Annotated in this window: 22 protein-coding genes; 21 read left to right on the forward strand and 1 reads right to left on the reverse strand. The window is 33.6% G+C overall.

The genetic code is table 11. From position 1 onward, the window contains the following. Nucleotides 1-8 precede the first annotated feature (8 nt). The 16 genes from fliW (at nt 9) to WAX74_RS08135 (ending at nt 14301) form a co-directional block, all read left to right on the forward strand. Entirely contained in the window at nt 9-443 is a 435-nt protein-coding gene (gene fliW, locus WAX74_RS08060) for a flagellar assembly protein FliW (RefSeq protein WP_336497150.1), read from the forward strand. After that, the gene (gene csrA, locus WAX74_RS08065; RefSeq protein ID WP_336497151.1) at nt 443-667 is read left to right on the forward strand and encodes a carbon storage regulator CsrA; all 225 of its coding nucleotides are present in this window, start codon (nt 443-445) and stop codon (nt 665-667) included. Before fliW ends, csrA begins: the two co-directional genes overlap by 1 nt. A gap of 135 nt (nt 668-802) precedes the next feature. Then, a complete protein-coding gene (locus WAX74_RS08070; protein ID WP_336497152.1) occupies nt 803-1615 on the forward strand; it encodes a flagellin N-terminal helical domain-containing protein in 813 nt (270 codons plus the stop codon). A 145-nt stretch (nt 1616-1760) separates the two neighbouring features. After that, nucleotides 1761-3446 carry a motility associated factor glycosyltransferase family protein gene (locus tag WAX74_RS08075; RefSeq protein WP_336497153.1) on the forward strand — a complete coding sequence of 562 codons (1686 nt, stop codon included), beginning with the start codon at nt 1761-1763 and terminating at the stop codon, nt 3444-3446. After that, a complete protein-coding gene (locus WAX74_RS08080) occupies nt 3443-3817 on the forward strand; it encodes a hypothetical protein (protein WP_336497154.1) in 375 nt (124 codons plus the stop codon). Before WAX74_RS08075 ends, WAX74_RS08080 begins: the two co-directional genes overlap by 4 nt. 37 nt (nt 3818-3854) lie before the next feature. Further along, a complete protein-coding gene (locus WAX74_RS08085) occupies nt 3855-4850 on the forward strand; it encodes an NAD-dependent 4,6-dehydratase LegB (protein ID WP_336497291.1) in 996 nt (331 codons plus the stop codon). Next, a complete protein-coding gene (locus WAX74_RS08090) occupies nt 4847-6001 on the forward strand; it encodes a LegC family aminotransferase (protein WP_336497155.1) in 1155 nt (384 codons plus the stop codon). The genes WAX74_RS08085 and WAX74_RS08090 overlap by 4 nt, the downstream gene beginning before the upstream one ends. A 2-nt stretch (nt 6002-6003) precedes the next feature. Further along, nucleotides 6004-7161 (forward strand): UDP-N-acetylglucosamine 2-epimerase, encoded by a 1158-nt coding sequence (gene neuC / locus WAX74_RS08095; RefSeq protein ID WP_336497156.1) that lies wholly within the window; start codon nt 6004-6006, stop codon nt 7159-7161. 9 nt (nt 7162-7170) lie between these two features. Continuing rightward, entirely contained in the window at nt 7171-8058 is an 888-nt protein-coding gene (locus tag WAX74_RS08100) for a methionyl-tRNA formyltransferase (RefSeq protein ID WP_336497157.1), read from the forward strand. Continuing rightward, nucleotides 8055-8723 carry a PIG-L deacetylase family protein gene (locus WAX74_RS08105; protein WP_336497158.1) on the forward strand — a complete coding sequence of 223 codons (669 nt, stop codon included), beginning with the start codon at nt 8055-8057 and terminating at the stop codon, nt 8721-8723. The genes WAX74_RS08100 and WAX74_RS08105 overlap by 4 nt, the downstream gene beginning before the upstream one ends. Continuing rightward, a complete protein-coding gene (gene neuB, locus WAX74_RS08110; protein WP_336497159.1) occupies nt 8720-9793 on the forward strand; it encodes an N-acetylneuraminate synthase in 1074 nt (357 codons plus the stop codon). The genes WAX74_RS08105 and neuB overlap by 4 nt, the downstream gene beginning before the upstream one ends. Then, a complete protein-coding gene (locus tag WAX74_RS08115) occupies nt 9783-10409 on the forward strand; it encodes an acetyltransferase (protein WP_336497160.1) in 627 nt (208 codons plus the stop codon). The genes neuB and WAX74_RS08115 overlap by 11 nt, the downstream gene beginning before the upstream one ends. Before the next feature lie 3 nt (nt 10410-10412). Continuing rightward, entirely contained in the window at nt 10413-11462 is a 1050-nt protein-coding gene (locus WAX74_RS08120) for a nucleotidyltransferase family protein (protein ID WP_336497161.1), read from the forward strand. Continuing rightward, nucleotides 11459-12139 carry an acylneuraminate cytidylyltransferase family protein gene (locus tag WAX74_RS08125; RefSeq protein ID WP_336497162.1) on the forward strand — a complete coding sequence of 227 codons (681 nt, stop codon included), beginning with the start codon at nt 11459-11461 and terminating at the stop codon, nt 12137-12139. Before WAX74_RS08120 ends, WAX74_RS08125 begins: the two co-directional genes overlap by 4 nt. A gap of 354 nt (nt 12140-12493) precedes the next feature. Beyond that, complete coding sequence (locus WAX74_RS08130) at nt 12494-12634, forward strand: hypothetical protein (protein WP_336497163.1); 141 nt, start codon at nt 12494-12496, stop codon at nt 12632-12634. Between the two features lie 62 nt (nt 12635-12696). Next, nucleotides 12697-14301 carry a flagellin gene (locus WAX74_RS08135; protein WP_336497164.1) on the forward strand — a complete coding sequence of 535 codons (1605 nt, stop codon included), beginning with the start codon at nt 12697-12699 and terminating at the stop codon, nt 14299-14301. An 89-nt stretch (nt 14302-14390) separates the two neighbouring features. Here WAX74_RS08135 and WAX74_RS08140 read toward each other — a convergent pair whose 3' ends face one another. Beyond that, complete coding sequence (locus tag WAX74_RS08140; protein WP_336497165.1) at nt 14391-15200, reverse strand: flagellin N-terminal helical domain-containing protein; 810 nt, start codon at nt 15198-15200, stop codon at nt 14391-14393. 142 nt (nt 15201-15342) lie between these two features. On the opposite strand from WAX74_RS08140, the gene WAX74_RS08145 reads away from it, so the two are divergent. The 5 genes from WAX74_RS08145 (at nt 15343) to WAX74_RS08165 (ending at nt 19680) form a co-directional block, all read left to right on the forward strand. Beyond that, complete coding sequence (locus WAX74_RS08145; RefSeq protein ID WP_336497166.1) at nt 15343-15723, forward strand: flagellar protein FlaG; 381 nt, start codon at nt 15343-15345, stop codon at nt 15721-15723. 13 nt (nt 15724-15736) lie between these two features. Continuing rightward, the gene (fliD, locus tag WAX74_RS08150) at nt 15737-17809 is read left to right on the forward strand and encodes a flagellar filament capping protein FliD (protein ID WP_336497167.1); all 2073 of its coding nucleotides are present in this window, start codon (nt 15737-15739) and stop codon (nt 17807-17809) included. A gap of 42 nt (nt 17810-17851) precedes the next feature. Then, entirely contained in the window at nt 17852-18250 is a 399-nt protein-coding gene (gene fliS, locus WAX74_RS08155; RefSeq protein ID WP_336497168.1) for a flagellar export chaperone FliS, read from the forward strand. After that, nucleotides 18250-18600: a flagellar protein FliT gene (locus WAX74_RS08160; RefSeq protein ID WP_336497169.1), complete on the forward strand. Its 351-nt coding sequence runs from the start codon at nt 18250-18252 to the stop codon at nt 18598-18600. The genes fliS and WAX74_RS08160 overlap by 1 nt, the downstream gene beginning before the upstream one ends. 327 nt (nt 18601-18927) lie before the next feature. After that, entirely contained in the window at nt 18928-19680 is a 753-nt protein-coding gene (locus tag WAX74_RS08165; RefSeq protein ID WP_336497170.1) for a C40 family peptidase, read from the forward strand. Nucleotides 19681-19697 lie beyond the last annotated feature (17 nt).

Raw genomic sequence — 19697 nt, forward strand, 5'->3', positions numbered from 1 at the left:
AGCTACTTATGAAGATTGACACAAAATTTTTAGGTGAAATTACAATAGAAGAAAAAGAAATCATTCAATTTCCAAACGGATTGCCAGGTTTTGAGAAAATAACAGAATTTGTTATTCTGCCATTAGAAAAAGATTCTCCATTTGCAATTCTACAATCTATCAAACAACAAGAGATTGGCTTCGTTATAGCTCTACCATTTGAATTTAAACAAGACTATGCATTCGATGTAATGGAAGAAGACAAAGAAGAATTAAAAATAGAGTCACCTGAAGATTTAATCACCTATTCAATTGTTACTTTAAAAGAACCTTTTAATAATTCGACATTAAACTTACAAGCACCAGTTTTAATCAATCACAAACAAAAGATTGCTAAACAACTTGTATTGCAAGATGCAAGTAAATATCCATTACGATTCCCAATTGAAGGGAGCAATTTTTAATGCTTGTACTTTCACGAAAAAAAGATGAATCAATCATGATAGGAGATCAAATTGAACTAAAAATATTAAGCATAGACGGAGACCAAGTAAAACTAGGGATTGTTGCTCCAAAAAATATAAAAGTCTACCGGTCTGAAGTATACGAAAGTATTCAAAACCAAAACAAAGAATCATTAAATGTGTCTAAATCATTAATTGAGAAACTTTCTAAAAAAAATATTTAAAAACTATTAAACATTTCCAAATAAGTACGATACTAATAATGTAAGGCAGAAATGGGGCGGCCGACCTTATACTGCCAAACAATTTCCACATGGATGTGGAACTAAATAAACCAAAATTCAAGGAGGAATCTCACAATGAGAATTCAACACAACATTTCAGCTTTAAATACACACAGAAACTTAACAGCTAACCAAGGTTCAGCTGCTAAAAACTTAGAAAAACTATCTTCAGGTTTCAAAATCAACCGCGCTGGAGACGATGCTGCTGGTCTTGCAATCTCTGAAAAAATGCGTGGACAAATTCGCGGTCTTGACATGGCTACTAAAAATGCACAAGATGGCATCTCATTAATTCAAACAGCTGAGGGTGCTCTTAATGAAACTCACGCAATTTTACAACGTATGCGTGAATTATCAGTACAATCTTCAAATGATACAAACACAGACGATGATCGTGCTGAACTACAAAAAGAAATTACTGCATTAACTACTGAAATTACGCGTATCGCTACTGATACTGAGTTCAACACTCAATCATTACTAAATGGTTCATTCACAGCTAAACTAATTCATATCGGTGCAAATACTGGACAAACTTTATCAGTTAGTGTTGCAACTATGGACGCTTCAGCTCTAGGTCTTAGTGCTCTTACTGTATCTACACAATCAGGTGCGAACAATGCAATTGCATTACTTGATTCTGCTATCAAAACTGTATCGTCTCAACGTTCTGATCTTGGTGCTATCCAAAATCGTTTAGAACACACAATTAACAACCTTGGTGCAACTTCTGAAAACTTAACTGCAGCTGAATCACGTATTCGTGACGTTGATATGGCTAAAGAAATGATGGAGTTCACTAAGAACAATATCTTAACTCAAGCTGCACAATCTATGTTAGCTCAAGCTAACCAACAACCACAAGGCGTACTTCAATTACTACAATAATAGTTAGTAATTAAAAAAGCTGAAGCTTATAGCTTCAGCTTTTTTTATAAAGTATTTATATTACATAGAAGAAATAGGCTAGCTGCGTTATTAATAAAATATTAGGTAAAAATAATTTTCCTTTGAAGAATGAATGAGGGATTGCATGTATAAATTAAAAAAAGAACTAAATAAAAGAGAAATTGAAGTAATAAAAATATTTGATGATGAAACGAACAAAATCGTATCACTAAATTCTGAAATATCTCCGCTAAAAGAAATTGAACGTTTTTGTCAAACAATCAATAATAATATGTTTTATATTATTATTGGAAGTGGAAATGGAACTATTCTAGAGTATTTATTAAATAAAAAATTTAAATCTAAATTTATTATTTTAGAAATTTTTGATGAAATTAATTACTCTGATGAGTACAAAGAAATATTAAAGGAACATAACATTGTTCTCTTTCATAATTCAAAAATAAACTATTTAGAGTTAAGCGGTGCAATAAGAAACTCTCTAGGAATGGAGTGTGAAGTATTAATACATCCAAACTATGATAGACTAAATACAGAGCTACTCTCCCCGATACTTGAAAAAATAAAAATGGGTATAGTTACTGCTACAATTAATAAAAATACAGAAAACTATTTTAAATTTGAATGGATAACCGAGCCTATATTAAATCTTTCCATCACCAAAGAAGCGAGATCTATTATGGAAATAAAAGACAATTTTATTGATAAAGATATAATTCTTGTTTCCTCAGGTCCTTCCATGGTGGATCATATTGATTTTATGAAGATGAAAAGTAATTCTGCTTATATAATTGCTTCCGGTTCTGCAGTAAATGGTTTAATCAACAATGATATTATGCCAGACTTCGTTACAATTTTGGATGGCTCCTTAATAAACTATACAGCACATTTTGAGCAAACACAGTATACAGGTCCTATTATCACTACTGGAACCACAAATCACTCTATCTTAAAGAATCATAAAGGAGAAATTTTTGTTACTAATTTTGCTCAAGATACCGTTACGGCTGCTGAACGAAAGGATCTACTAAATATTCCAACTGTGCCATCAGTAGCATTATACTCATTATTGTTATCTCATTTTCTTGGTGCAAAAAATGTATATATGGTTGGCCAGGATTTGGCTTTGGCGAATGGACAGTATTATGCATCTGGAGTAAATCAACATGCTAATATGAAAAACCTTGGACAAACGATTGAAGTAGAATCAAATAATGGTGGTATGACTCATACTACATTTGGCTTAGCTTCAACTTTAGAGAGCTTTAATAATGTTGTTTCTATTATCACTAAAACTAATTCAAAGATTCAGATTTATAATTTAGCAAAAGATGGGGCAAAAATTAAAGATGTTCCTTATATTAATTCTGAAGAAATCGAATTTGTTGATAAAATTGAAAAAGGTTGGATTAATCGATCTGTAACTAAAGCTAATTTAAATTATACTTTTTCAGCAGATTTTTTGAGCAAAATCGAAGCGTGTAAGAAAGATGTAGATTATGCTGTTCGTAAAATAAATCAAATGAATTTATCTGCCATATCGCTAAAAGACTTAAAAAAAGTATTGCTATTAATAAAATCTTTGAGGGAAAATGAAGTGTTAGAAACTCATATTTTGAGTTTGCTTTATTCTTCTACTAAATCTATAAATAATATGTTTGAATTTGGTTTTGAGGATAACTTTGAAACAAATAAAGAGCGAGTCGAAATGATTAATAAATTTAAGATTTACATTGAATATATTCAAAAGTATCTTTTGGGATTGTTAGAATCTCCGGTATGGTTACAACTCGATAAGGAGAGATTATGATGGAACTAGACATTGAAAAGGAATTAATAGCATTAATAGAAAGCCTAAATCAATATACATCTAAAATCCCACAAGGATGTATTAAAATAGCAGAATATTTAAGACTTAATAAACGGGATAAAGCATTCAGTTCTATTGGAGATTTTGTGGAAGGAATGGAATGGATAAGTGATTCTATTAATATTCTCGAGAGAAATGATTACTTAATAATATTTAATAGCCAAAAAATGAAAGAACTATTAAAGGAAATTAATATAGTTTTAGAGCAACAAGATGAAAATTTATTAGCAGATTTATTTGAATATGAAGCGGCTAGTTTTTTTGAAGAGGTTAATCAGTTAGGAATAGTTGCTGATAAGACCAAAAAGTAAGAAGGAAATTTAAAAACAATTGAAAAAGGATGGTATGATGAAAATCCTAGTAACTGGTGCTGATGGTTTCATTGGCTCACATTTAACAGAAGCTCTTGTTACACAAGGCTATGATGTTCGAGCATTTGTATATTATAATTCATTCAATTCATGGGGATGGCTTGATCAATCTCCATTGGAGATTAAAAAGAATTTAGATGTTTTCGCTGGAGATATTCGTGATCCGTATGGAGTAAAGGAAGCGATGAAAGGGTGTACCCATGTATTGAATTTGGCAGCACTTATTGCGATTCCTTATTCGTATCATTCACCAGATACCTATGTCGACACAAATATTAAAGGAACGTTAAATATCATACAGGCAGCGCGTGACCTAAATGTGGAGAAAGTTGTCCATACTTCAACAAGTGAAGTTTATGGTACGGCATTGTATATTCCAATCGATGAAGAACATCCACTACAAGGACAGTCTCCTTATTCAGCCACTAAAATTGGAGCAGATCAAATGGCAATGTCCTTCCATCGCTCTTTCGATACTCCAGTTTCGATTATTCGACCTTTTAATACATATGGACCGAGACAATCAGCCCGTGCGGTAATACCAACTATTATTAGTCAATTAGCAAGTGGTAAGACAACGATTAAACTGGGTGCGATTAGACCAACACGTGATTTCAATTATGTAAAGGATACTGTAAGTGGTTTTATCTCGGTAATGGAATCTTCTAAATCAGTAGGTGAGGTTATTAATATAGGCTCAAATTATGAGGTTTCAATTGGAGAAACAGCCGAAATGATTGCAGATATAATGGGGGTTAATTTGACTATAGAAACAGATGAGCAGCGCTTGCGACCAGAGAAAAGTGAAGTGGAACGGTTATGGGCTGAAAATAAAAAAGCAAAAGAATTACTTGGATGGGCACCAAAATTCGGCGGAAAAGATGGCTTCCGTAATGGTTTAGAAGAAACTATTGAATGGTTTACAAATTCTAAAAATTTAGCTCAATATAAGGCAGATGTATACAATATATGACTAAACAATGGCTAACATTTACAGAGCAGATAAAAGCCCATTACAAACAAGACTTTGTACCTCTACATGAACCGACTTTCAGTGAGAAGGAGCTTGAGTATGTAACAGACTGCGTTAAAACAGGCTGGGTATCATCTGTTGGCGCATATGTTACGCGTTTTGAAGAGGAACTTGCTAAATTCGTAGGAGTAAAGCGGGCAATAGCTGTCATGAACGGGACAGCTGCTTTGCATATAGCACTAAAAGTAGCAGGTGTTAAACCGAATGATGAGGTCTTGATGCCTTCTTTGACATTTATCGCAACAGCAAATGCGGTTTCTTATATACAAGCAATCCCACACTTTGTCGATGTGTCTGAAATAACATTAGGGATAGACTCAGAAAAACTAGAACAATATCTACTAGAAATTGGAGACTTTAAAGGGAATGAGTTACTCAATAAAAAAACGAACCGTGTTATTCGTGCAGTTGTGCCAATGCATACATTTGGACATGCAGTAGAAATTGATGCTCTTCAAAAGGTTTGTGAAAAATTTAATTTAATATTAATCGAGGATGCGGCGGAATCGTTAGGATCCTATTATAAGGGTAAGCATACAGGTAGCTTTGGTAAGGTAAGTGCAGTTAGCTTTAATGGAAACAAAATCATTACAACAGGTGGTGGGGGTGCTGTTTTGACAGACGATGAGGAATTAGCTGATTATGCTAAGCATATAACGACAACCGCTAAAATTCCGCATCGTTGGCAATATGAGCATGATGAAATTGGTTATAATTATCGAATGCCAAATATTAATGCAGCAATTGGTTGTGCTCAGCTTGAAAAAGTATCTCAGTTTGTAAACCAAAAACGTCAGTTAACCCATTTTTATGAAGGACTACTTCAAGATTTAGATGGGGTAAGACTGTTTAAAGAACCGAAGCATAGCACAAGTAATTATTGGTTGCAGACACTCATTTTGGATGAACTGTATACTAGAGACGAAGTGCTAGCATTATTGAATGACAATGGTGTAATGAGTCGTCCTATTTGGACACCAATGCATTATTTAAAGCCTTATGAAAACTGTCCGAAAGCTGATATGTTGATTACAGAGCGCTTCAATAACAAAATTATTAATATTCCTAGTACACCAGTAAACGAGGGTTAAATGTGAAGAAAAAAATTTGTGTTGTAACTGGCACTAGAGCTGAATATGGCTTGCTATATTGGTTAATGTCTAAAATCCAAAAAGATAAAGAATTGCAAATGCAATTAATTGTAACAGGAATGCATTTATCACCTGAATTTGGATTGACTTATCAACAAATAGAAAAAGATGGTTTCATTATAGATCAAAAAATCGAAATGTTGTTATCTGGAGATACTCCTTCCGCTATTGTAAAATCTATCGGGTTAGGTGTTATAGGTTTTGCTGATGCGTATCAATCCTTAAAACCTGACTTGGTAATTCTTCTTGGAGACCGTTTTGAAATATTTGCTGCAACACAAGCAGCGATGGTATCGAGAATTCCTATTGCTCATATTCATGGAGGGGAATTAACCGAGGGGTTAATAGATGACCCAATACGTCATTCCATTACGAAAATGTCCCATATTCATTTTACTGCTTCGGAAGAATACCGGAAAAGAATTATTCAAATGGGCGAACAGCCGGACACTGTATTTAACGTTGGAACTTTAGGTTTAGAAGGCATTAAAAATACATCTCTATTGTCATTAGAGGCTTTTAAAGAATCTATTCAATTCGATATGGACAAATTTTTCTTAGTTACTTTACATCCGACAACATTAGAAGAAAGTACAGCAGAAGAACAAATAAAAATTTTACTCTCTTCTTTAGATGAATTTAAAAATTATAAAATTTTATTTACTAAAACAAATGCGGATACAGATGGACGAATTATTAATAGGTATATTGAGCAATACGTTCAGAAAAATAAAAATCGATGTACTGTTTTTGATTCATTAGGACAGCATCGATATTTAAGTGCTATAAAGCATTGTTCGGCAGTTATAGGTAACTCTTCAAGTGGACTTGTAGAAGTTCCGTTTTTTTTGAAACCAACTATAAATATTGGAGATCGACAAAGAGGAAGACTTAAAGCAAATTCAGTCATTGATTGTAACTTCGAAAAGAATGAGATTCTTCGTGCTATTAAAAAAGGTATTAGTAATAATTTTAATCTAAATGTACAATCGATGCAGCAAGTATATGGTTCAGGTAATACATCAGAAGATATCATTCATGTATTGAAGCAAACTTCTTTGGATACGATTTTGAAGAAAAAATTTTATGATATTGAGTAGGAGAAATACATGAGAATTGTATATATTGGATGTGTTCTATCGAGTGAGCATTTTTTAAAAGCTATTTATCATTATACAAATGCAAAAATAGTAGGTATTGTAACGAAAACACAGTCTGATTTTAATACAGATCACGTTTCGCTAGCATTATTTGCAGAACAACAAAATATCGATTGGCTTGATTATAAAGATCAGGAAAATTTACTAAATTGGATACATGAAAAACGGCCAGATGTCATTTATTGCTTTGGATGGTCACATCTTTTACCTAGAGAGATTTATAGTATAGCTAAAGTAGGTGCAATTGGTTATCACCCGGCACTCTTACCACAAAATAGAGGAAGACATCCAATTATATGGGCTTTAGCGCTAGGGTTAAAAGAAACAGGTTCCACTTTTTTTTATTTAGCAGAAGATGCAGATTCTGGTGATATTTTAAACCAAATAGTGGTTGAAATTACCGAAAATGACGATGCGAATTCACTATATCAAAAATTATTAGAAATTGGTGAAAAGCAAGTTATTCAAATGACGAACGATTTGATGAGTAATCGAATTATCCCTATTTCACAGGATAATAATAAAGCGAATTATTGGAGAAAGCGTTCGAAGAAAGATGGAGAAATTGATTGGAGAATGGGCAGTAACACCATTATTCAATTGATTAAAGCATTGACAAAACCATATGTAGGTGCACATTTTGTATATCAGAATCAAGAGTATAAAGTGTGGGCCGCTAAAGAAGTCCAGTTGGGTGGACAAGAGTATAAAAATGTTGAGCCTGGAAAAGTTTTGAAAGTAAACTCAGATTCATTTACAGTGAAAACAGGTGACGGGGTAATTGAAATTTTGAATAGTGATTCACATATTATTCCCAAAACAGGAGAGTATTTATGAATAAAAAAATTATAGTAATGACGCCACATCCTGACGATGAAACATTGGGATGTGGGGGAACTTTATTAAAGTATAAAGAACAGAATCATCAACTCTATTGGCTCATTATTACGGGAATGGGTGATAATTTTTCGAATGAGCGAAAACAGTTGCGGCAAAAAGAGATTGATGCGGTAGCAGTTCATTATCAATTCAAGAAAGTATTTCAACTTAATCTTCCAGCAGCTGAACTGGATAAAATACCGATGGCAGATTTGGTTGATAGTATTAGTGAAATATTTAGCAGTGTTCAACCACAAATAGTTTTCACGCCATACCCGGGAGATATACATAGTGATCATAAGACTGTTTTTGATGCTACTATGTCTTGTACAAAATGGTTTCGGTACCCATCAGTAGAAAAAGTATTAGTATATGAAACATTATCGGAAACAGATTTTTCGATTGATCCAGATGCAAATGGATTTAAACCAAATATATTTGTGAATATTAGTGGATTATTAGACAAAAAGATAGAGATAATGAATATTTACGAATCCGAAATAAGTGATTTTCCTTTTCCAAGAAGTGAAAAAGCAATTCGCTCTCTTGCTTTTTTACGAGGAGCAGCTAGCGGGTTTGAGGAGGCAGAAGCATTTATGTTGCTAAAGGAGCGAATAGAATGATGAATACATATATTATTGCTGAAGCAGGTGTCAATCATAACGGTTCATTTGAACTGGCGAAAAAACTTGTCCTAGCAGCAAAAGAGGCTGGCGCAGATGCAGTTAAATTTCAAACGTTCAAAGCAGAGAATTTAGTGACAAAGGCTGCAGAGCAAGCAGCATATCAAGTTGAAAATTTAGGGGAAGCTACTTCGCAATTTGACATGCTCAAAAAGCTGGAGCTATCCTATGATGAGTTTACTGCATTAAAACAGTATTGCAATGAGCAGTCTATTGAATTTTTGTCGACACCTTTTGACTTTGAAAGTGTCGACTTTTTAGTAGATACACTTGGAATGGAAATAGTGAAAATTCCTTCAGGAGAGCTAACAAACGCTCCTTTTATTTATTATATTGCAACTAAAAGAAAGAAAATGATTGTATCTACTGGAATGGCAACGTTAGATGAAATTCATGAAGCACTAGGTTTTATAGCATTTGGTCTCGCAAATTTCAAAAAAGTATCCATAGAATATGTGAAAGCTTTCTATAAAACTGAGAAAGCTAAAGAATTACTTAAGCAATTTGTGACAGTTTTGCACTGTACAACGGAATACCCTGCCCCGTTAGAAACTATAAATTTAACTGCTATGAATCAATTACGAGTAGAATTGCAAGTTCCAATAGGTTACTCGGATCACTCAGAAGGTATTATTGTGCCAATTACAGCAATTGGTTTAGGTGCAACGGTTATTGAAAAACATTTTACGTTAGACAAAACTTTACCTGGTCCAGATCATAGAGCCTCACTAAACCCTAAAGAGCTAATCCATATGATAAAAGGTATTCGACAGGTGGAGCAAGTTTTAGGTAGTGGTTTGAAACACCCTTCAGAGATAGAATTGAAGAATCGTAGAGCTGCACGCAAAAGTATCGTTGCAAAGACGGAAATTGTAGTGGGAACAACACTTACAGAAGCACATTTAGATCTGAAGCGCCCGGGAACTGGATTATCACCTTCTACTTATTGGTCATTACTAGGTTCAGTAACCCAAAAGGCTTATGAAAAGGATGATTTGATTGAAGAATAAGCCTATTATCATCATAGGAAATGGCGGACATGCAAGAGCTTTAATAGAAATTTTACTAATGCAGAGTCGTGAAATAATAGGGTTTACAGCACCGACGCAACAAGTTAATCCATTCGGTTTCACGTATTTAGGGAAAGATGAAAGCATTGAACAATATCATCAAGATGAAATAATTTTAGTACTTGGACTTGGTACTATTCAGATTTCATCTATTAGAAAAGAAATATTTGACCGTTTTAAAAAGTTAGGCTATACATTTGAGTCTACTATTCATCCAAAAACAATTATTTCACCAACTGTACAATTTGGTGAAGGGGTACAAATAATGGCTGGGGCTATTGTTCAAACTAATACCAAAATTGCCGATAATACAATTATAAATACAGGAACAATAATAGACCATGATTGCATAATTGATGCACATACACATCTTGCTCCTGGTGTAACTGTTTCAGGTAGTGTACATATTGGTGAGAGCTGCCACATTGGTACTGCTGCTACAATCATTCAAGGTATCACTGTTGGAAAGAAAAGCTTAGTGGGAGCAGGTGCAGTAGTTGTTTCAAATATTGCAAATGAAAAAAAGGTAGTTGGAGTTCCTGCAAAGGAAGTGTAGATTATGAAGAAATGGACAGAAATAGCAGTTGGACCGCATACAACACTCTTTGAAACAATGAAGATTATTGATGAATCATCTTTGCAGTTTGCTATTGTAATAGATGAACAGCAGCATATGCTTGGAACCGTAACAGACGGAGATATTCGTCGAAGTATTCTTCGTGGTGAAGGACTTGAAGTGGAAATACAACATGTAATGAATAGAAAACCTTTTGTCGAGAAATCAGGTCAAAAACATCGAGATTATTTAAAGCTTATGAAACAAAAGCAAATTAAACAGCTACCAATTGTAGACGAGTATAATAGAATTGTTAATGTGATTTTTTCAAGTCATCAAACAACTAATACAGATCCTAATAATATCGTCATATTAATGGCGGGTGGACTTGGAACTAGGTTGCGACCGCTTACTGATAACATTCCTAAACCAATGTTGCATATAGGGAATAAACCAATTCTCGAAACAATTATTGATGGATTTAAGCAATATGGTTTTGCAAATTTTATATTATCAGTGAATTATAAAAAAGAAATAATTCAAGACTATTTTCAGGATGGCTCAGCATTCGATGTCTCAATTTCATATGTTGAAGAAGAAAAAAGAATGGGAACAGCAGGTGCACTTTCTCTATTAACTAAGAAACCAAGTGGACCTGTTTTTGTAATGAATGGTGATTTATTAACGCAAGTAAACTTTGAACAGTTATTACAATTTCATCAAGAGACGAATGCAATAGCCACAATGTGTGTGCGAGAATTTGAATATCATATTCCTTATGGTGTTATTGAAATTGATGGTCCTCAGTTGACTTCTATTAAAGAAAAACCAGTGAATCGTAATTTTGTAAATGCAGGCATCTATGTACTTAGTCCAGAAGTGTTTGACCTAATACCGCAAAATGAATTTTATGATATGCCAGATTTATTTAAGCAACTAATGGACAAAGGTGAAATTGTTTCTGCATTTCCAATTCGAGAGTATTGGTTAGATATCGGACAGATAGACGATTTTGAACGAGCAAATAGTGATTATAGGGAGCAAGTTAAATGAAACCATCCTTTTTAGCGATTATTCCTGCAAGAGGTGGATCGAAAGGTATTCCTAGAAAAAATATCAAAGAATTAGCTGGAAAACCCCTAATTGCTTGGACAATTGAAGAAGCAAAAAAATCTAAGTACATTAATCGAATAATTTTGTCATCTGAAGATGCAGAAATTATAGAAGTTGCAAAACGATACGGTTGTGAAGTCCCCTTTATCAGACCGGTAGAATTAGCGCAGGATAATACTCCAGGGATTGATCCAGTAATACATGCTATCGAACGATGTCCTGGCTTTGATTATGTAGTATTGTTACAACCAACCTCTCCACTTCGGACAGTTGAAGATATAGATGGAATTATTGAAACGCTATTAAATAAAGAAGCAAATTTTTGTGTTAGCGTAGTAGAGCCAAACCAATCACCTTACTGGATGTATAATTTGAATGAGAATGGAAGGATGGATCCCGTAATAAAGCAAGCTAATTTTGCTGTTCGTAGACAAGACTTACCAAATGTATATTCTCTAAATGGAGCTGTTTACGTAGCAAATGTTGAAAAATTGAAAGTTGAAAATTCATTTATTACTAATGAAACAGTAGGATACGTTATGCCAAGAGAACGATCATTTGATATAGACACAGAAGTGGATTTTTATCTCTGCGAGCAAATGCTTAGAAATTATTAAAGTAAATATTTTTATAGCCTTGGTAACGGTAGCTATATAACTGTTTTTAAGGCTTTTATAAAATTTTGAATTTATTTTGAATAAGATGCATACACCGACCTTTGATCACTATGTAAAATACACCTTCTTATAATGCAGGTAACAATCCCAACAGAATTTCAGGTCCCAAAATAAAAAAACATAAACTAATACCCATTTAAAAAATAGGTGGGGATTAGTTGAAGTTTCTTTTTTATATAACCTATGTTTTGGTTAAATTTCTTAATTTATGTTATTTATAAAAAGTTGGATTTGGAGGAAGTGGAATGGGATTTTTAAAAGAATTAGGATCATTTAGATGAGGGGCTTAGTGATATGGGAAAAGCTATTAGTGCTACAGCTAAAGCAACTAGACATGCTATTTCTAATGTTGTTGAAAATGTCATAGACATTGTTGGTGGTATTATAGAAACTATAAATTTAATAATAAATAAGAATCGCTATCGTACTAAGTGATGCTTACTTATATTGATGAGAGATAAATTGATCATACAAATAATGAGTTTGGGGTGAGCTATATGAGAATAGCCCATAATATTATCAGCTTAAATACTTTAAATAAAATGAATATAAATAATAAGCAAGTTAATAGTGGTTTATCAAAATTATCGTCGGGTTTACGAATTAATCAAGCAGCAGATGATTCTGCAGGATTGACAATATCAGAAAAAATGAGAGGACAAATCCGAGGATTGGAAAGGGCCGAACAAAATATACAAGATGGAATTTCCCTTATACAAACTGCAGAATCAGGTCTAAGCGAGATTGCAAATCCCAATTTACTACGATTAAGAGAGTTAACTATACAAGCGGCTAATGACATTTTGAATTCTGAAGATAGACATATTATTCAGCATGAAATCGAGCAGACATTAAAAACAATTAATCAAATAGCTAATGAAACTGGATTCAATACAATGAATTTGTTAAATGGAACAAATCCACGCATAACTTCTAATGCTGTAGGGGGTTCCTCTTTTAATTACGAAAACATTTTGAAACTTCCCCCAGTAAATAGTATTGGATCATTTGCATTCGGAACAGATGAGGGTTATCCAACTTCGAGTCTAGATAACAATAAAATACTTGTATATGGAGAAGGTAGCACTTCTAATCCAGCAGTTAGAATAGATGGTGTCAGTTATAAGTTGAAGACTGATACTAACATAACACCAACTGTTGAAAATAATGGAGTGTATGAAACAATATATTCAATTCCTTCAAAAAATGTGGAAGTGACTCAGCTTATAAGTATAAAAGAAGATAAGTATGAAATTCAATATATGATAAAAAATAATGATACAAGCAATACTTCTATTGGATTTCAATTTCACTTGGATACAATGTTGGGTGAAGATGATAGTGCACCTTTTATAGTAAATGGTTCTAATATTAATAGCCAAACCGTGTACTCTGGCAATGATATTCCTGACGATTTCATTGTATATAATCAAAATAATGGTGAGGGTGTAAATAGTGAGTTTCAGGCAAAAGGAATCATTAAAGGTGAGGGTATAGTAGAAGAACCATCGCAGTTCGCTATCGGAAGGTATTCAGATGTTGCCGATTGGAATTTTAATGCTAATATAGGACCGGTTGGGGATAGTGGGTATAGTATTTGGTGGAATCCAAGAGACATCGGAAGTGGAGGTTCTTTTACAGTAAACACATTCTATGGTCAATCGGTGCCACCTACAATAGAGGATCCATCTAATTTGATTAATGGTCCATTTGATATAATATTACATATAGGCTCAAACACTGACCAACAGTTTAAAATTCAACTTTCGGATGTTAGAGTTCAAAAATTAGGAATAAGTAATATTAATGTTCTATCAAATAACAACGCTAATTTTGCATTAAAGAAAATTGATGAGGCAATGAAACTAGTTTCTACAGAGAGAACGAAATACGGATCATATCAAAATGCTTTGGAACATATTGAGAAGAATGTTTCTAATTATAAAACTAATTTAACTTCAGCCGAATCGCAGTTAAGGGATTTAGACATATCAAAAGTGATTGTAAAGCTAAAAAAAGATCAAATCATCTTACAAGCATCACAAGCTATGTCTACCCAAGCTAATCAAATGTCTCAATCAATTTTGCAACTATTAAAGTAGTTATCTAGTAAGAATTGTTATTAAATAAAAATTGAACAAATGAAAAATACCAAACAGTCGAGCAATTACTCGGAGTTTGGTATTTTTGATTAATTAAACAAGCTCAACACATCACTCACATTTCGGTTCGTCTGCTTAATAAGCATCTCATCACCTTTTTGACGGATACCTTGTTTAACAAACTCCATCATTTCAAAAGCCATATCTGGATCACGAATTAGAGATTCCGTTTTTTGTAAGCTCATTTCCATATTAGAAACATTCTCCTTATGGTGAGATAGAGCCTCAAAATCTGAACCTGTATTAGCTAAGTGATTAGATATTGTAGATAATGCATTATCAACTTTTGCAATTAAATCTACTGCCTCATCTCTAGTAGAAAGTTTAGCAATTTCTATCCCTAAAGAAGTAGTACTAACATTCACGGTATCAATACGCAATGTTTGACCAGCATTTGCACCGACATGTATGTATAGTGGCCGTACATCTCCAAGAATATTTTGTGTATTAAATTCCATTTTCTCAGAGGTGTCATCGATAGAGCTAGACAGTTGGTCTAATTCCTTTTGTGAGGCAACACGATCATCATCTGTGACAGTATCAGTAGAAGTTTGAACAGCAAGTTCTCGTATTCTTTGCAGAACACTACTTACATGCTGGAGACCTGCGTCAGTGGACTCTAAAACGGATATGCCATCCTGCATATTCTGCTGTGCCCTTGCTAAACCTCTAATTTGTCCACGTAATGTTTCAGAGATAGATAACCCTGAGGCATTATTAGCGGCACGAGTTAATTTATCTCCACCTGAGAGCTTTTCAAGAGTTTTAGTTATTGCTGTATCATTTTTTTGATAGCGGTTTGTTGAGAAGGATATCCATGCCTGATTCTGTAGTTTCAATCCAATCACCTCCATGTGAATTATTTGTATTTCTTCTATATTATCGACAGAATAGATGAAAATTTTGCTAGGAACTGAAAATATTTAAAAAAAGACCGATAGTGTAAGTAAGAACATTGTGAGCATAGGGGGAAGTTTTGGTATGCGTATAACAGCTCAATCACAAGCAAAGGATGTTGTAGTTGCTCCACAATCTAAACAAGTATCAATTCCTGAGGTTGAAAAAGTAAATATAGGGGAAAATTCTTTAAAGCAAATAATGCAAGCGGAACAAAAAGCAAATGAAAAAGAAAGTTTTCCAAAAGACAAAGTGCAAAAAGCAGTAGATGCATTGAATGAATTTATGACGGTTCAAAATCGTAATTCCAAATTTGTCATGCATGATGGCTTAGATCGCTATTATGTAGAAGTAGTGGATGCGGAGACGGATGAGGTCATTCGAGAAGTGCCTCCTCGTAAATTGTTAGATGCATTTTACACGATGCAAAAATTTTTAGGAATGATTGTAGACGAGAAAATTTAGGAGGTAATTATAAATGGCAGGTATGAGAATAGGTGGATTAGCCTCAGGAATGGATATAGACCAGATTGTTGGAGATTTAATGAAAGCGGAGCGTATACCACTAGATAAATTATTTCAAAAAAGAACTACATTTGAATGGCAACGGGATTCTTACCGTGCAATCAATACAAAGTTAAAGAGCTTTGATACTTATTTATTTGATAATTTTTCTTTGTCTAGCAACTTCAATAAAAAGACTGTAGAAAGCTCAAATGCAAATCTTGTAAGTGCAACTGCTACAGGTTCAGCATCTAGTAATCTTTCAATTGAAGGAGTTTCGCAATTAGCGACTGCAGCAAGGCAAATAGGAAATACTATTTCAACTTCAACAGGGGGAACAGCAACAGGTGCTACAAAAATGAGTGAACTTAGTGGTATTTCAGGGAACACGACCATTTCTCTCAAAGCAATACAATCAAACGGTACCTTAGCTAAAGAAGCTACAAATATTGAAATTAAAGCTACAGATACTATTGATCAAGTTATCTCAAAAATAAACAATAGTAATGCAGGAGTGTCGGCGTTATTTGAAAATGGTAAGTTATCAATTACCGCAAAAAATACAGGAGATATTAAAGGTGGAGCAGAGGTACAAGTTAGTGGTGGGAATAATGTCTTTTCTGCATTAGGAATGACTAATTCAACTAATTTAGCATCAGGGGGTACAAATGCTGTCTTCCAAGTGAATGGCATTGCTACGGAACGGTCTAGTAATACTTTTACAATTTCAGGATATAATGTAACACTTAAATCGACTTTTAATGTAAAAAATACTCTTGAGGAACAAGTGGCTCGATTAGAAATCGCAAAAGATCAAGCCATCCAAGATGTAGCAAATGCTCAAACAGCAAAGGATGTAGCACTAAATAATCAATCACTAAAGCAATCTGAATATGATTCGGCATTTAATGGGTTAACTTTGGACCAACAGACGTTATACACAGATACTGTTAAGGATAGCAGTGCTTTAAAAAATACTCTAGCAAATCTTAGTGAAGAGCATTTTCTAGATTTTAAGAATCTAACTGCAACCGAAGATGCAGATATTGATAGTTTAACTATTACCGACGAATCTAAAAAAATGTTGAAAAGCCTATCTCCTGAAGATAGAGTAGCTTTACAGGGAATGAGTAATGGAGATTTTACTGCCTTGAAAGATGTAGTTGTTAAGAACATAAGTCTAGATATTGCTAATTTAGATGTTACGAGAACTACAAATGATTTGACAGCAAAAGAGACTCTAAGAGACCAAAAGATTGAAGAATATAATTTGGCAATTCAGCAAAATAATAATACTAGTCCAGACGCATCTGTTCCTACAATCAATTTAACAGCAAGTTCAGATATTAATGCAATGGTTGATAAAGTAAAAGAGTTTGTTGAAAAATATAATGAACTTATTGGAGGCATGAATACTTCACTTAAAGAAAAAAAATATCGTGATTTTCCTCCTTTAACTGATGAACAGCGAAAAGACATGTCCGAGAAAGAGCAGGAACTATGGGATGAAAAAGCAAAAAGTGGATTACTTAGAAGTGATTCTATCGTAAGTGTTGGCTTGTCTGAAATGCGGAATGCTATTTACGGTCGTGTTGGAATCGAGGATAATATAATTGACACTCTTGCTGAAATGGGAGTAACTACTTCAAGTGCATACTCTGATGGTGGTAAACTAGTTATCAATGAAGACAAGCTGCGAAAAGCATTAACCGAAAATCCAGATCAAGTTGTAAAAACACTTACTCGGTCAGGAGAAAAGGCTACTGATACTTCAGAAGACACTAGAGGAATTGTTCAGCGTCTACGTGATTCTATGAAAAAATTCACTCTAAATATTGAGAAAAAAGCAGGGAAAGCTAGTTCTACTGACCAACAATATGCCATCGGAAAAAGTTTGATTGATACGAATTCTCGTATTTCAAACTTTCAACGCAGGCTTGAAGATATTGAGTCACGCTACTGGAGACAATTCACTGCTATGGAACAAGCAATATCTAAAGCTAATCAACAGTCTGCTTTCTTAATGGGACAATCAACAGGTCAATAATAAAGTATTTTTTGGATTTAAAATAAAAGGAGTTGTGTTATATTGTCAGCACAATCGGTACATCAGGCTTATAAAAATAATAGTGTGAGCACCGCTTCACCCGGTGAATTAACATTAATGCTTTATAATGGATGCCTTAAGTTTTTAGGTAAAGCTAAGGTAGCTATTGTAGATAAAAATATTCAAGAAAAAAATGTTAATTTACAAAAGGTTCAAAAAATTATTCAAGAGCTTATGGTGACATTGAATATGAATATTGAAATCTCTAATTCCATGATGCAAATGTACGAATATATGAATCATCGTTTAATTGAAGCAAATATGAAAAATGATGTGGACATCATTGAAGAAGTAGAAGGTTATGTGACGGAATTCAGAGACACTTGGAAACAAGTAATTCAAATTAATCGTCAAAAGCAATTCACTGGGAATCAAGCATAATGGGTGAGGTAGAAAATTTTCTAGATGCATCTGAAAAGCTATATTCTCACTTAGCTAAAAATCCATCAGAGAATGAACGTACAGAATTTATCGAGCAAGTTAATGAGTTACTTGATGCTCGTGAGGAAGCAATACATGCTTTAGCTGAAATTGATTTATCTACAAATTCTCTCTATACTCATTTGATAGAATTAGATAGAGGTATAAATGAACGATTAGATAAAATAATGGATCTAATCAAAGGAGATTTAAAAGATCTCCAACAAAAAAAACGTCATGAGGGCTCTTATCGTAATCCTTACGCAGCAACTCAAACAATTGACGGTATGTATTTTGATAATAAAAAATGAAAAACACCGACTTTTGATTAAGAAAGTCGGTGTTTTTAGCAGTAGTTAATGTAGTAATATTATTAATTCTTAATTTTTCACATTCTTACTGGATGAGACTTTTTAGATATAATTATATCGGATAATTTAGCAACAAATAAATACTGAGGCTTATATTTTGTGTAATCTTACTTTAAAGTTTATCATCCTTTAACTAACTAATAAAACTATAATCATTAATTGCTTTTAGAAGCATATTTCCCAGGCAATTAAATATAAAAATAATAATGTACTAGTATGAAAATAATGGTATTATTACATTACTAGTTAATTAGAAGGAGGAAAACTATGTTTAAGAAGGTGCTAATAGTAATGGTATTATTATTTACATTCACTACTTCTGTAAGTGCAAATACTTTGTATGAAGTGAAAAAAGGGGATTCCTTAACCAAAATTGCTAAGCAATACAAAGTAACGTTGAACGATCTTCGAACATGGAACAAGCTAACAAAAGATAGTATCTATGTGAAACAGAAATTAATAGTACAAAAGCCTAAAGTCGCTAGTACAACTACTAAAGCTACTCAAAAGGTAGCAGCTGCGAATCCCGTAACAACTTCCAAGATAGATACTCCTGCACAAGCTGTCCAGGTGAAAGCGGAGGAACTTATTAATAACTCAGCACCAATACTTAATGAAGCAAAATCTCTTTCTTCAAGTGGACAAGCTAAATACGATTTAGTAGTAGACTTTGCAAAACGTATGGAAGGAATTCCGTATTTGTATGGTGGCAACACGATGGCTGGATTCGATTGTAGTGGATTTATATATTTTGTTCATTCGCAGGCAGGGCTGAAGGTTACGAGACATAGCAGCGAGAGTTATTTTGCACAAAGTTCAGCCATTGAGAATCCAGTTGTTGGGGATTTAGTGTTTTTTGAGAATACATATAAAGCTGGAATTTCACATATGGGAATTTATTTAGGCAACAATGAGTTTATACATGCGGGTTCTAAGGGCGTTGAAATTGCTAGTTTAGATTCTTCCTATTGGAAGGAACACTTTGTTTCATTTAATAGATTTCATGTGGTAAGTGAATAATTTTGGAGAGATTAGGA

The sequence above is a fragment of the Psychrobacillus mangrovi genome, assembly GCF_037104765.1.
GTDB lineage: Bacteria > Bacillota > Bacilli > Bacillales_A > Planococcaceae > Psychrobacillus > Psychrobacillus mangrovi.

Coding starts and splice junctions, on each gene's coding strand:
- neuB (WP_336497159.1), top strand. CDS start 8,720: ATGATGAATACATATATTATTGCTGAAGCAGGTGTCAATCATAACGGT.
- WAX74_RS08090 (WP_336497155.1), top strand. CDS start 4,847: ATGACTAAACAATGGCTAACATTTACAGAGCAGATAAAAGCCCATTAC.
- WAX74_RS08080 (WP_336497154.1), top strand. CDS start 3,443: ATGATGGAACTAGACATTGAAAAGGAATTAATAGCATTAATAGAAAGC.
- WAX74_RS08120 (WP_336497161.1), top strand. CDS start 10,413: ATGAAGAAATGGACAGAAATAGCAGTTGGACCGCATACAACACTCTTT.
- WAX74_RS08075 (WP_336497153.1), top strand. CDS start 1,761: ATGTATAAATTAAAAAAAGAACTAAATAAAAGAGAAATTGAAGTAATA.
- fliW (WP_336497150.1), top strand. CDS start 9: ATGAAGATTGACACAAAATTTTTAGGTGAAATTACAATAGAAGAAAAA.
- fliD (WP_336497167.1), top strand. CDS start 15,737: ATGGCAGGTATGAGAATAGGTGGATTAGCCTCAGGAATGGATATAGAC.
- WAX74_RS08070 (WP_336497152.1), top strand. CDS start 803: ATGAGAATTCAACACAACATTTCAGCTTTAAATACACACAGAAACTTA.
- WAX74_RS08085 (WP_336497291.1), top strand. CDS start 3,855: ATGAAAATCCTAGTAACTGGTGCTGATGGTTTCATTGGCTCACATTTA.
- WAX74_RS08160 (WP_336497169.1), top strand. CDS start 18,250: ATGGGTGAGGTAGAAAATTTTCTAGATGCATCTGAAAAGCTATATTCT.
- WAX74_RS08130 (WP_336497163.1), top strand. CDS start 12,494: ATGGGAAAAGCTATTAGTGCTACAGCTAAAGCAACTAGACATGCTATT.
- WAX74_RS08105 (WP_336497158.1), top strand. CDS start 8,055: ATGAATAAAAAAATTATAGTAATGACGCCACATCCTGACGATGAAACA.
- WAX74_RS08125 (WP_336497162.1), top strand. CDS start 11,459: ATGAAACCATCCTTTTTAGCGATTATTCCTGCAAGAGGTGGATCGAAA.
- WAX74_RS08145 (WP_336497166.1), top strand. CDS start 15,343: ATGCGTATAACAGCTCAATCACAAGCAAAGGATGTTGTAGTTGCTCCA.
- csrA (WP_336497151.1), top strand. CDS start 443: ATGCTTGTACTTTCACGAAAAAAAGATGAATCAATCATGATAGGAGAT.
- WAX74_RS08165 (WP_336497170.1), top strand. CDS start 18,928: ATGTTTAAGAAGGTGCTAATAGTAATGGTATTATTATTTACATTCACT.
- WAX74_RS08100 (WP_336497157.1), top strand. CDS start 7,171: ATGAGAATTGTATATATTGGATGTGTTCTATCGAGTGAGCATTTTTTA.
- WAX74_RS08135 (WP_336497164.1), top strand. CDS start 12,697: ATGAGAATAGCCCATAATATTATCAGCTTAAATACTTTAAATAAAATG.